10 protein-coding genes are annotated in these 12,950 nt (G+C 37.3%); 4 read left to right on the top strand and 6 right to left on the bottom strand.

Annotated elements, in window-relative coordinates; all coding sequences use genetic code 11:
* Window positions 1-10: 10 nt before the first annotated feature.
* Entirely contained in the window at window positions 11-1,372 is a 1,362-nt protein-coding gene (locus MP477_RS07220; protein ID WP_373567411.1) for a CitMHS family transporter, read from the bottom strand.
* Window positions 1,317-2,009, bottom strand: a complete 693-nt coding sequence (locus tag MP477_RS07215) for a DUF2490 domain-containing protein (protein WP_257189781.1) — start codon at window positions 2,007-2,009, stop codon at window positions 1,317-1,319. Before MP477_RS07215 ends, MP477_RS07220 begins: the two co-directional genes overlap by 56 nt.
* Window positions 2,010-2,160: 151 nt before the next feature.
* On the opposite strand from MP477_RS07215, the gene MP477_RS07210 reads away from it, so the two are divergent.
* Window positions 2,161-3,267: a sensor histidine kinase gene (locus tag MP477_RS07210; protein ID WP_257189780.1), complete on the top strand. Its 1,107-nt coding sequence runs from the start codon at window positions 2,161-2,163 to the stop codon at window positions 3,265-3,267.
* The gene (locus MP477_RS07205) at window positions 3,267-3,965 is read left to right on the top strand and encodes a LytTR family DNA-binding domain-containing protein (RefSeq protein ID WP_047493256.1); all 699 of its coding nucleotides are present in this window, start codon (window positions 3,267-3,269) and stop codon (window positions 3,963-3,965) included. The genes MP477_RS07210 and MP477_RS07205 overlap by 1 nt, the downstream gene beginning before the upstream one ends.
* A 124-nt stretch (window positions 3,966-4,089) precedes the next feature.
* Here MP477_RS07205 and MP477_RS07200 read toward each other — a convergent pair whose 3' ends face one another.
* Both MP477_RS07200 and MP477_RS07195 read right to left on the bottom strand, forming a co-directional pair.
* Entirely contained in the window at window positions 4,090-6,477 is a 2,388-nt protein-coding gene (locus MP477_RS07200) for a M1 family metallopeptidase (RefSeq protein ID WP_257189779.1), read from the bottom strand.
* Window positions 6,478-6,544: 67 nt separating this feature from the next.
* Window positions 6,545-7,123 (bottom strand): HupE/UreJ family protein, encoded by a 579-nt coding sequence (locus MP477_RS07195; protein ID WP_230038143.1) that lies wholly within the window; start codon window positions 7,121-7,123, stop codon window positions 6,545-6,547.
* 150 nt (window positions 7,124-7,273) lie between these two features.
* On the opposite strand from MP477_RS07195, the gene MP477_RS07190 reads away from it, so the two are divergent.
* Together MP477_RS07190 and MP477_RS07185 are read left to right on the top strand one after the other, a co-directional pair.
* Entirely contained in the window at window positions 7,274-10,513 is a 3,240-nt protein-coding gene (locus MP477_RS07190; RefSeq protein WP_257189778.1) for a S8/S53 family peptidase, read from the top strand.
* Between the two features lie 81 nt (window positions 10,514-10,594).
* Complete coding sequence (locus tag MP477_RS07185) at window positions 10,595-11,107, top strand: DUF6702 family protein (RefSeq protein WP_257189777.1); 513 nt, start codon at window positions 10,595-10,597, stop codon at window positions 11,105-11,107.
* A gap of 68 nt (window positions 11,108-11,175) precedes the next feature.
* Here MP477_RS07185 and MP477_RS07180 read toward each other — a convergent pair whose 3' ends face one another.
* Window positions 11,176-11,769: an ACP phosphodiesterase gene (locus tag MP477_RS07180; RefSeq protein ID WP_257189776.1), complete on the bottom strand. Its 594-nt coding sequence runs from the start codon at window positions 11,767-11,769 to the stop codon at window positions 11,176-11,178.
* A 60-nt stretch (window positions 11,770-11,829) separates the two neighbouring features.
* Window positions 11,830-12,939, bottom strand: a complete 1,110-nt coding sequence (locus MP477_RS07175) for a helix-turn-helix domain-containing protein (protein ID WP_257189775.1) — start codon at window positions 12,937-12,939, stop codon at window positions 11,830-11,832.
* Between the last annotated feature and the right edge of the window lie 11 nt (window positions 12,940-12,950).

The following is a 12,950-nucleotide window of genomic DNA, read 5'->3' as shown; positions in this document are numbered from 1 at the left end:
AAAAAACAGATCAGATGGTACCGAGAAGGAGAGCACCCAGCAACATGATCACCGAAGACCCGATAGCCCATTTCAACGTATATTTCAGATGGTCTGAATATTCTACCCCGGCCAATGACACCAATAAATAGGTGGAAGGAACCAACGGACTCAGCAGATGGGAAGCCTGGCCTACAAGACTTGCCCTCCCAAGAATATCAGGAGCAATTCCCAGCTGATGGCCTGTGGCTTCAACAATAGGTAATATCCCAAAATAGTAGGCATCATTGGTAAGGAAAAAGGTAAGGGGAACACTGAATACAGCCGTGATAATATTCAAATAACTTCCCCAGTTTTTAGGAACTATTTCTATCATACTGTTACCCATTGCCTGCATAATACCGGATCCGTTAAGAATTCCGGTGAAAATTCCTGCTCCAAAGATCATTCCGGCTACCGATAAAGCATTTCCTGCATGTTTAGACATGATTTTCTGCTGGTCTTTCAGTTTAGGATAATTGATGACAGAAGCTATACAGAAAGCAATCATAAAGGCAATTCCCAGCGGAACGATATCTAAAATCATAACGGTAAGAAGAACAGTGGTAAGGCAGAGATTCACCCAAATCAGTTTGGGACGTAGAAGCCTAGGATCCGACTCACCGGTAATATCACTGGCTGCATAACGGGTATACTTCCCATGTTTTGCAATTCTTTTCTTTTCCTTTCTTCCCAGAATATAGGCTACAAATATAACCCAGGCAATTCCCAGTACCATAATAGGAATCATAGGTACAAAAATTTCTGTGTGCCCCAGCTTCAGGGAGCTCATTACTCTGGCTGTAGGGCCGCCCCATGGAAGAATATTCATAATTCCTCCGGCCAGCATGATAATACAGGTTAAGACCAGTGGGTTTATTCCTTGTTTTTTGTAAAGAGGTAACATGGCAGCCACTACAATAATATAAGTAGAAGAACCGTCACCGTCCAATGAAACCAGTGTGGTAAGAATAGCTGTTCCTATAGTGGTTTTGATAGGATTATCTCCAACGGCTTTTAAAATAAGATTCACGAGAGGCTCAAAAAGCCCGGTGTCTATCATTAAGCTGAAATAAAGTATAGCAAAGATCAGCATAACGCCGGTAAGGGCTATTTCCTTAACTCCGTTTTTCATCATCTCCCCCAAGTGAGGGCCAAAGCCTGCAAATAATGCCACTGTGACAGGGATAATCACCAGGGCAGTAAGCGGAGTCATTTTTTTATTCATGATAAGCACCATAAAGATAATGATCATCAGAAACCCAAGGAATGTAAGCATAATAATGAGTGTATTTAGATTATTTGTTTTTGTTTTTTCTCCAGTCGAAGCTGTTTCTATAGCCGATATAGGCATAGTTACTGGTAGACCCGGTTTCCAGCTGGTTGATAAATGCAACTTCTATTGCGGAATTCTTTCCGGTTTTTATACCTATTCCTGCCGTCAGACGATTGCTGTCAAATGGGTCTTCTTTCACGACATTCATCCTGATTTCATTTTTCAGAATACCGTACAGCTTTTCTTTTTCTCCGGCTCTGTTGAAAGGAATTCTCAGAGAAATAAGATAGCGCAGTCTTACGATAAATTCGTCCGGATTGCTTATAAAACGTTCTTCCACACGGAAACGGTGAGAAACGGATGTTCTTCCTATATTACCTCCCAGTGATACCTGCTGGAAAGGCCTTTTTTCATACCTTTCTTTTTTAGAACTGTCTGAGCGGTAAGAATCCAGAACCAAAAACATAGCCCCCACCGCAGGGCGTACCTCATTGGCTACTTCATAATCTACATAGGCGGAGACCAGGAAAAGCCTTGTATCATAAGCCATATCAAAAGAACGGTATTGAGAAAGTGCTGTCAAAGTACTTTTATCAGTCAGTTTTGCTGACATTAAGTACTGAAACCACATATTGTAGTTATCACGGCTTTGTGCATCAGCAAGCCTGCTGAATCCCAATACTATGATAATAGTTAATTTTAATTTAATTTTCATGTAAGATTTGATTAATATCCCGATGTCTCAAATATATTTATAAGAAGAAGCCGGGAATTTATTTTTCAATCAATGACTGTTTTTATCAGTGAACTGCAATCTGGCGTAAAAAGATGCTATATTTGAAAAATGGGAAAATTCATTTAACCGGATGTTTTTACTGATAAATATTATATTTATATTATTGGTTTTCAGACTATTGTTTAATGCAAAGGTTTTGGAAACGCTCATGAAATACCATTGGGGATTTTTGCTGAGGTTTCAGCATGTTTTTTTCTTTTTGGTGTTCCTGGCTATTATTTTTTTCACCGAAAACTACTTTTTAGATGTTCCGGAATTGATATGGAGTGTATTGTTTGCATTTATTCTGAATATAGGAATCTATTATCTGGTCTATTTTTATCTGGTTCCCCAGTTTTACCTTTCCAATAAATACCCGGAATTTATTCTGTATGCTTTGATATGTTTTCTGGTCTCAAGCCTTTTCAGAATTTTACTGGAACCTGCTGTATTTAATATGAAGTTTAATGAAACGCTCTCCAATACTAAATTTCTGTACAATGTATATACTGTCCAGGGGATTGTGATTCTTGTTGCTTCATTTTTGGGAATAACAAAAAATAAATTTCTTATTGAGCAGGATTTTAAAAATCTGGGTGAAGAGAAAGATCAGCTGTATCTTGATCTCCTGAAATCCAAACTGAATCCTCATTTTTTATTGAATACACTTAATAATATTTATTCCAAAAGTATTACCCCATCCGAAAATACCTCAGAATCTATTTTGCACCTGAGTAAATTACTTCAATATGTCATTTATGACACCAATAAAGAATATATTACGATCTCACAGGAATTTTCTTCGATCCAGTCTCTCAAAGGACTCTATCAGCTGAAATATAATAACCTGCTGGATATCAGTTTTGATATTGAAGATGAAGAAACCCTGGACTTGATTGAAATACCACCCTCCATTTGCCTTACCTTATTTGAAAATGCATTAAAACATTCTGCGGTGGGTATAGAAGCGGGAAGTTTTATAAAACTAAGCTATACAATAGAGAATCATGAATTTTTATTCGATATCAGAAATTCCGTTGCCCAAAACAGGACTCTGGTCAGTAATCTTAATGATAGTGGGCTGGGAAATGAAGCGGTGATCAGTATTTTGAAAAAATATTATCCTGAGAGATTTACTTTTATATCCGAAAGTATGGAAAACAATATGTATCAGACTATATTAAAAATTAAACTGTAATGGCCAACCTGACGATTGTAAGTGTAGATGATGAATATCCGGCATTAGAACTGATCCGGCATTATTGTGAGCGGATGGAAGATGTCGATCTGCTGGAAGTATTTCAGAATCCTCAGGATGCCCTTGAATACCTGAAGGAAAATAGAGTAGACCTCGTAATTCTGGACATTAATATGCCTTATATCAACGGAATTGAACTTTTACTTCAGCTTCCCTATAAACCCCTGTGTATATTTCTTACACTGGAAACCCAGTATGCTGTAAAAGCTTTTGAACTTGATGTCGTTCATTACCTGGTAAAACCGGTAGACTTTGAGACTTTTAGAAAAGCAGTGACCAAAGCAAAGGATTTTCTTCAGTTTAAAAAATCTACGGAAGATCAAAAGAAGGAAGACTTTATTATGTTCAAATCCAATTATATCATGAATAAAGTTTTACTGGAAGATATCAAATGGATTCAAGGATTTGGAGAATATATCATCCTGATTACCCATTTGAAAAAATATATGATCCTTGAGCGAATGTCTAATTTCGAAGAAAAGTTTCAAAACTTAGGCTTTATAAGGATTCACAAATCCTATATCGTATTGTCCTCTCATATCAGTTCTTATGATACCGCGAATGTATATCTTAAAGACGGGGAGAAACTTCCGCTTGGGAGAACATATAAAAATTCTTTAAAAGCTTATCTGAATTAATTTTTCCTAGTAAAGTTTCCCACAGATTATACAGCTCCCGCAGATTTTGGGCTTTAACCGAAAATGATGAAGCTGTTTTATAAGAAAAAAGGTTGCCTCCTGTTTAAGACAACCTTTTATTTTTTTATGATTTTTTTCCTGAGGCCTGCATCGGATTTACTTTTCCGTTTGCACCTCCTCTTACGGAGCCTGCTTCCTGTTTTTGTTTAAATAACTGGAATTTGGAAGTTCCGCTGCTGGATCCGGTACTACTCCAGAAGTTATTGGAAGTATCAATATCAGCTGTTTCTTTCATAGGATCAAGTTGTATAGATACTAATTTCTTATCAAAATAATACGTCTTGGAAACCTTCTGTTCATTAAGCCTCCAGATTTGAGCCGATGATTTATCGTAAGATTTTGAGCCGTCTTCAAAAGTAAACTCAAGGATGATAGGCATGATCAGCCCACCTTTATTAGTAAAATCTATCTGATAAGCCGTAAGGTTTTTGAATTTCTCTTTATCCTTAGCATCCAAAGGAGTGGAGGCTTCAGTTTTGGCAGTGTATTCCTTATGGGTATCTATTTTTTCCTGACCTCTGTCATATCTGTAATAGAAGTCCTGAAGATCTTTGTCTTTATCCACATAAAAAGTAATATTCTTATCCTCTCTGTTTCTTATTTTAGAAATATCTTCGAAGCTGTTTACCAAAGGACTTTCTACCTGGTATTTTTTTTCGGAAGCTGCTTTTAGTGTTTCCAGATCAGGAGTAGCAACAGTAACTTTATCAATGGCAATATCTACCGGATCCGTTCCGTAGAACCAGCCTCTCCAGAACCAGTCAAGATCCTCACCGCTGGCATCTTCCATAGTACGGAAAAGATCAGCAGGTTCAGGGTGTTTGAATGCCCATCTTTTAGCATAGGTTTTGAATGCTTTATCAAAAAGTTCTCTTCCCATGATGGTTTCACGAAGGATGTTCAGCCCAGTCGCCGGTTTTGAATAAGCATTGGGTCCATACTGAACGATGTTTTCAGAATTACTCATGATGGGTTCCAGCTGATCCTTCGGAAGTTTCATATAATCTACAATCGTCCATGCCGGTCCTCTTTTAGATGGGAATTTATTATCCCATTTTTCTTCCGTAAGATATTCTGTGAAGGTATTGAGGCCTTCATCCATCCAGGCCCACTGTCTCTCATCAGAATTGATGATCATGGGGAAGAAGTTGTGGCCTACCTCATGGATGATCACTCCGATCATTCCATTTTTGGTTCCTTCAGAATAGGTTCCGTCTTTTTCGGTTCTTCCGAAATTGAAACAGATCATCGGGTATTCCATACCGTTGGCTGCTTCCACAGATTGTGCTACAGGATAAGGATAGGGAATGGTAAATTCCGAATAGGTTTTAATGGTATGGGCTACTGCTTTTGTGGAAAACTTTCTGTAAAGTCCGTAAGATTCTTTAGGATAGAAACTCATAGCCATTACCTTATTATTGTTTTCAGGAATGGTTACCTGCATTCCGTCCCACACAAATTTTCTTGAGGAAGTCCATGCGAAATCCCTTACGTTATTCGCTTCAAAAACCCATGTTTTCCTTTGTTTTGAATGGTTTTTCTCTGCTTTTTTAGCTTCATCCAAAGTGACAATCTCTATAGGTTCACTTGCGCTTTCAGCTTTTTTATACCTTGATAACTGGTCGGAAGTTAAAACCTGATCATAATTTTTACATTCCCCGGTTCCGCCCACAATATGATCTGCCGGAACATTCACGGAAACTTTAAAATCTCCAAAAACGAGTGCAAATTCACCTCTTCCCGTAAACTGATGGTTTTGCCATCCCTGGAAATCACTGTATACACACATTCTGGGATACCATTGCGTCATGGTAAAAAGGTCGTTACCGTCTTCAGGGAAATTTTCATAACCGCCACGGCCTCCCATTTTTATTCTGTTGGAAATATTATAATTCCAGCCTATGGTAAAGATGAGCTTTTCTCCTTTTTTCAATGCTTTTGGAAGATCTATACGCATCATCGTTTTGTTGACAGTATATTTCAGAGGATTTCCGGAGGCATCCGTTACTTTTTCAAGGTTTACTCCATACCCGTTGTCTTTTACGGGAAGCTCAGTTGCTTTAAGCTGCTGATCAGTAGTGGAAGAAGGAAGTACAGATGAGGCTCCATATCCTGCATTTCTGATATTGGAGTGCTCATTTTCGTCTAGCTGAAGCCAGATATAATCCAACTCATCAGGAGAATTATTGTAATAGGTAATCGTTTCAGAACCCTTCAGATTTTTTTTGTCTTCATCCAGGTAAGCCGTGATATTGTAATCCGCTCTGTTCTGCCAGTATCCGTGTCCCGGAGCTCCTGAAGCTGTTCTGTAAATATTGGGTGTAGGAAGTATGGTCCCGAGCTGCTCGAATTTATTTCCGTGGTTGCTGCCAGGATTATTCTGAATATTTTGTGCGGTGAAACCTGTATATGCAAATACAGAAAGTGAAAGTATAACAACTTTTAGCTTCATAACCGAAATGATTTAATAATGATCAAAGATAATAATAAGCTGTTGAAATAATGAAAATATTTCAAGGTTAAAAAGGAATTCTTTCCAATGCCATTTTTAGAGATAATGCAAATACTCCCGAAGAAACAAACAATACCCAATCCTTTTTATTGACCTTGAAAATTTTAAGCAAAATAAAAAGAATGATTAAAATTGCAAAAACAATGATGATTTGTCCTAGCTCCAGGCCGATATTGAAACCAAGAAGCGGAATGGCAATACCCTGGCTTTTTGCAATCATTACTCTCGCCGTATTCGCAAAACCCATACCATGGATCAGACCAAAGATCAAGGCAAGATAGTAATTGGCACGCATTAAAGTTTGCTTTTGATTTTTCATCACAATATTATCCAGCGAGGTTACAACAATAGTCAACGGAATTAAAAATTCAACCCAGTCGGAAGGAACCCTGAAAACATCCAGAATACTTAAAGCCAGTGTGATAGAGTGTCCAATGGTAAATGCTGTTACAAGAATCAGAATCTTTTTCCAGTCAGTATAAGAATATACAGCAATCAATGCCAGAACAAAAAGCTGATGGTCTAATGCATCAAGGGAAATAATATGCTCCCATCCAAGGTTTAAATAGAATAGAAAATCCTGCATTTTTACAATAGATTATTTAGTTTTTATTATTATGTTAAATTGATTTAATTGTTGAATTTTTAATACTATACGATTTGTTGAGTTATTAATATTATGCATTAATATTTAATTAGATAAAAATTGTATAATTGTAGTGTTAAATAAATGAAAATGGATTTTAAAAAATTACTCTTTGCAAAAGTAAACATTTCACGTGGAGGAGCGAAGCTTCTTAGAAATGCTACAGCTGCTTTTTTAGGATTGTATTCTTATGCTTTTTACGGGCAGGTACAAAAATTAGACTCTCGCTTTGATATTTTGTTAAAAAATAAAGAGAGCCTATTAAAAGGAAATCCTATAAAAGGATTGGAACATGCTGATATGAAATTGGATCAGCATCTGGTGGTGACCTCTAAAGGAGCTCAGACCATGTATTCATGTATTATTTATACTAAAAATCCGGAAAAATTGAAAGCAGATGGCTTTTTAGTACAGACCCAGCTTCCTACTTTTTCTACGGCATTGGTAAGTCTTGAGGACATTGATAAACTTACAAAACTTTCCTATGTAACTTCTGTAATGGCTCCTACCTTTGACGAGCTTCATAATGATGTGAGCAGAGCACAGTCCGGGGCAAGCCTTTTACAGGATGGGGCTTTCAATAATACAGCTTATAATGGAACGGGGGTTTTAGTAGGAATTTATGATACCGGGATTGACTGGAAGCATCCTGATTTCAGAAAAGCTGATGATCAGACAAAAAGTAGAATTGTTTCTATTTGGGATCAGACTCTAACGGCACAGGGAAGTGAGGTCTCTCCGACAGGATTTGCAACAGGAGTGGAGTATACCAGAGCTCAGATTGAAGATGAACTGGACGGTACTCCGGCAGGTTTTGTTCGTGAAAATGATATTAACGGACACGGAACCCACGTAGCAGGTACTGCTGCAGGAAACGGTGCCGCTTTCGCAGATAAAAGACATAAGGGATTCTCATCCGATGCCGATATTGTATTTGTAAAAGGAGGAAACGGATCCTTTCCTACTACGAATACCATTAATGCTTTAACGTATTTTAAGAATGTAGCCACCGCATTAAACAAACCTATCGTTGTCAATATGAGTATCGGTGGGCAGGGAAGTGCTCATGACGGAACATCTTCCCATGAAGTTGCTGTTAACAATTTTACATCTTCAGGACCAGGAAGAGTAGTTGTTATTTCAGCAGGCAATGATTATGGTGCCAATCTTCATAGAAAAGTTGATATAGAAGCAAGTGCTGCACAGTCTTATACTTTTACAGTAGCAAGTAATACTTCTGCTGCCTCGGTATTCAGCTTTATCATGTATGCTAATGATAATACAGCAGTTACTGCAAAATTAACAGCTCCTGATGGCCAGCAGTATACACAGAATATAAGTACAAATACCACGCATAGTATCCTGGGGGGTGGATTTACGGCTACTATGTATAACTATTGGGGATCAGATAATAACAAACGTTATGTTCAGCTAGTGGTCAATAGGGTTACCGGATCTACGGCTAATTGCCAGGGAACGTATACGCTGGAAATTACCAATAACGGAACCCAAACGATTAGTACCCATGGATGGCTTAGCAGCCAGGGAGTTGCTACCACGCTACAAAACGGAGATAATGAATATATTGTTGGTTCTCCGGGAAATGCATCTAATGCAATTACTGTAGCTTCATATATGGGACGAGGCAGCTGGTATTCTTCTGTGGGAGGTTATCTTACCACTACGCCACAGGAATTAATTTCTGCATTCAGCTCACAGGGGCCAAGAGTAGATGGTGTTCAGAAGCCGGAGATTACGGCATCAGGGCAAAATGTAATCTCATCAAGGTCCAGTAATTCGGCTCCGGGAACTACAGATATTATTATTGGAACTGATTATTATGTGAAAAATCAAGGAACAAGTATGTCTTCACCGGGAGTGGCGGGAGCAGTAGGTTTGTTACTTCAGGCAAATCCAGCTTTAACAGCAGCACAGGTGAAAGCCCGTCTTACTTCCAATGCGAGAAAAGACGGAGCAACAGGAACTGTCCCAAATGCAAGATGGGGATATGGAAAATTAGATATCTATAAAGCCGTTACTTCCGAATTAGGATGTGTAGCATCTAATTTTGAGATCGTAACATATGATGAACCTTATGTGGTGGTGAATACAGAAAGTAACAGCGCTAACAGTAATTTTGATAATACTGCATTAGCCGTTAGATATACACCAACCCTGACAGGTAAATTAGGAGGATTCTCATTCTCAACAGGCTCAGGAACGCTTCCTAGTGATCTTGCGGTTGATATTCAGGTAAGAAAAGTAAATGCTAACGGAGATCCGGGAGATATTATTGCTACAAAAACAATTTCTTCATGGCTAACCAATACTCAGAGATTTACCTGGAATTATGTTGATCTGTCGTCTCTGAATATTCAGATGGTAACAGGAAAAGATTTTTATATTGTAATCAATGGTCTTGCCGGAAGAATTGCTATAAAAAATGAATCTATTGCAGTAAGCGGACGCAGCAAAACTTCAACGGACGGAACAAGCTGGACAGCAAGAACTTTTGATCTTAAAATGAGAGCGACCATTTATGAAAATGTAGCAGAAGTGAAAACTCTGGCTACTGCTAATCAGACAAAAGCAAGTGCTGTAGCTGCAGGATATAATTATTTTACGAATGCCTGCCAGCTGATTGCCAGAGTTGAAAAAGAAACCGCAAGTACAATGACAGGAAATGTAACATCAAAAGTATGGGTTGATAATGTACAGCCTAATTATGTTTCAAGAAGATATGAGATTAATCCTGCTACAGATGCAGCAACAGCAACAGGAAAAGTAACGTTATATTTTAAACAGGCGGATTTTGACGCCTATAATGCAACAAACGTACTGAAATTGCCAACTTCACCTACAGATGTTGCCAATAAAGCGAATGTAATAGTGGAAAAATATACAGGAACTAGTGCCGGAAACACAGGTACTGTAGCTTCTTTTGGAAGTGCAGCAACAATTATTACTCCTAATGCGGCTGATGTGGTGTGGAATGATACTTACCAATATTGGGAAGTAAGCTTTCAGTCTGCAGGTTTTGGTGGATACTTTGTGAGAACAAACTCTGCATTGGGAACAGTAGATGTTAAACTGAATTCTACAGTGAATATCACTCCAAACCCGGCTAAGGATGTTGTGAGTGTTATGTTAGGAAATTACTCTAAAGCTTTGGTAACTATTCATGATGCATCCGGAAAGTTGGTTAAGACGGCAAATGTTACAAAAGATTCAAATAAAATTGATGTCTCAGCATTGGTAAAAGGAGTCTATATGTTTACAATTGCATTGAATGACAATACAACAATCACTAAAAAAGTGGTTAAGCAGTAAATGTCAGTCAGATTATAATAATAACGGGGCAGCAGTTTTATAACTGCTGCTTTTTTTATATTTGTCAAAAAAACAGAAGTAATGCCGGGTAAATTTTTTTTAATATTTTTTTTATCGCTAACAGTTATTTGTCAGAGTTTCAGAGCTGAAAATGTACATCCTTATCATGTAGGTTCGGTAGAAATAAATTATAACTCAAAATCAAAAACATTTGAGGTAGCCGGAAGGTTTTTCTTAGATGATCTGGAAAACGGGTTGAGTAAGAAGTATGGGAACTCATTTCATTTTAATGATGAAAAATACAAAGCAAGGCTGAACGAAGCCTTACAAAAATATTGCCTGGAGTATTTTAAACTAAAAGCCGATGGCATGTTTCTGAAAATCAGTTATATTGGCTATGAAGAAGATCAGGAATCCGTCAATATCTTCCTGGAATCAGAGCCGGTAACGAATCCTAAAAAGATAGAAACGGCTGTCAGTTTTCTGTATAATCTGTTTGATGATCAGATTAATATTGTTCATATTATAATGGATGGTCAGCGGAAGAGTGAAAAGTTGTCATATCCTAACCGCTATCTGTATAAACAGTTTTAAATTCCGATTGCGCTATAAAAGATAAAAATTATAAACAGGTACAGCAGGATGTAGCTTTTTTTTATAAATTAACCTTCAAGCTGAAGCAAGGTATTAATTCCTTTTGCATGAGCAAGCAGGTCCGGAAAAAAATCATCATAACATTGCTGCAGGGTATTTTTATTCTCTAAGAAAGCTTCAAAAACAGGAATGTTTTTTTCCAGATATTTAGCTTTATTAAGAACATTCTGAATGCTGAATTTTATCCCCCAGTCTTCACGGTAATTATAAAGCCAGTCGTCATGCTCCATTTTTACCAGCATTTTTTTGAAATTCTCAGGCAGCCATTCCTGATGCTCATTCAGTACCCTGTAAACCTTCAGTGAATGGGCTTTCCATTCTGCTAAAGAATTTAGGGAAAGATCTGTGGCTACAAAATAATCCATGGAAACATCTACAAAGGCTCCTGCATACAACCTTACCAGGGGAGCAAATACCTTTTTTGCTTCATGAATGGCCGGGTGGGAGTCTGTAAAGGTATCAATGGCTCTGTGCAAAGTAATTCCGTCCTGGATATTTTTAGGGAAAGAAAAGCGGTCTTTATTCCGGATAAAATCTTCAAGAAATTGTCCTACGATCTGTCCGTCAGTAAAGGATAGAAAAGAATGAGCCAGATAATTCATATTTTAAAGGTAGGAATTAAATGTGAATGGAAAATATTTCACAGGTAAATACTTTTAAATTTAAACCCCTTCCTGCTTTTTTCTAAATTCAGTAGGCGTCATTCCGGTCATTTTTTTAAAAATAGTATTAAAGGCTGTTTTAGAATTAAACCCGGATTCAAATGCAATCCCCAAGACGGAAAGCTTTTTAAAAGACTCATTTGTTAATAATTTTTTAGCATGTTCTATTCTGTATTTATTAACAAAATGAAAGAAATTTTCATTAAAGCCGTTGTTCAGAAGATAAGAAAGCTGATGGGCATTCACTTGGGCCAGATCAGAAAGTTTAAGCAGGTTAAGATCGCCATCCAGATAAGGTTTTTCCGTTTCCATTAAAACATTTAGCTTCAGTTTCAGAGTTTCAAATTCATGGTCGGAAATTAATTTCTTCCTTTCTGTCACTTCCTGTTCATTTTCTATTTCAATGGCTAATAACTCATCCCGTTGTTCCTTATTTATGGGATAAATTTCCTGTTGGCGAAGCACATAATAGAGCGTGCTGTAGACAATGAATAAAAATAACAGGTCCATAACCAGATGCTGATGCATTTTGTACACGAAAGTATTAAACAACTCGTAACCAACCGTGATGATGATCATTATAAAAAGCAGAAAACTTAATTTAATAAGCCATTGCAGATCAATATTCTCTGTGTTGGAAGAAATTGTTTTAATTCTTCTCTGATGTTTCCTTATTTTAAAATAAATGATAGCGATATAGGGCAGGTTATGAGAAACATCTATCAATAGTACTGTAATGCGAATGATCGGATTGTTATCTAAATAGAATAATAATATCCAATAGATAACAGGAATGATAAAACAAACCAGGTCCCTCGCTTTAAATGTATAGTTAGGATTAATAAAATAGATAACGCTGAAAAATAAAAGTATAGGAGTAAATATCTGTACAGTATACAGTGAATAGATAAAAAACGGCTCAGCGGGAATTCCGCAAAAACTTAAAATATCCTGGACCCAATAGCTGGACCACAACAATAAAAACATTCCAAAAAAGAAATTGGCTTTCCTGTTGACCCGCATAGGATTTATCAATACCGTAAATGAGAGCAAGGTTAGTCCGCCATAAAGCAATACCAGGACAAACTTCTGAATGTTTTCGAGCTGCATTTTTTATTTTA

The sequence above is a fragment of the Chryseobacterium sp. WG23 genome (assembly GCF_024586575.1).
GTDB lineage: Bacteria > Bacteroidota > Bacteroidia > Flavobacteriales > Weeksellaceae > Chryseobacterium.
This window is presented reverse-complemented; position numbering and strand designations above follow the sequence as displayed.

Bases quoted from the DNA above. Each gene is read 5' to 3' on its own strand.
- MP477_RS07205 (WP_047493256.1), top strand. From the start codon at position 3,267: ATGGCCAACCTGACGATTGTAAGTGTAGATGATGAATATCCGGCATTA.
- MP477_RS07215 (WP_257189781.1), bottom strand. From the start codon at position 2,009: ATGAAAATTAAATTAAAATTAACTATTATCATAGTATTGGGATTCAGC.
- MP477_RS07180 (WP_257189776.1), bottom strand. From the start codon at position 11,769: ATGAATTATCTGGCTCATTCTTTTCTATCCTTTACTGACGGACAGATC.
- MP477_RS07195 (WP_230038143.1), bottom strand. From the start codon at position 7,123: ATGCAGGATTTTCTATTCTATTTAAACCTTGGATGGGAGCATATTATT.
- MP477_RS07200 (WP_257189779.1), bottom strand. From the start codon at position 6,477: ATGAAGCTAAAAGTTGTTATACTTTCACTTTCTGTATTTGCATATACA.
- MP477_RS07175 (WP_257189775.1), bottom strand. From the start codon at position 12,939: ATGCAGCTCGAAAACATTCAGAAGTTTGTCCTGGTATTGCTTTATGGC.
- MP477_RS07220 (WP_373567411.1), bottom strand. From the start codon at position 1,372: ATGCCTATATCGGCTATAGAAACAGCTTCGACTGGAGAAAAAACAAAA.
- MP477_RS07210 (WP_257189780.1), top strand. From the start codon at position 2,161: ATGTTTTTACTGATAAATATTATATTTATATTATTGGTTTTCAGACTA.
- MP477_RS07185 (WP_257189777.1), top strand. From the start codon at position 10,595: ATGCCGGGTAAATTTTTTTTAATATTTTTTTTATCGCTAACAGTTATT.
- MP477_RS07190 (WP_257189778.1), top strand. From the start codon at position 7,274: ATGGATTTTAAAAAATTACTCTTTGCAAAAGTAAACATTTCACGTGGA.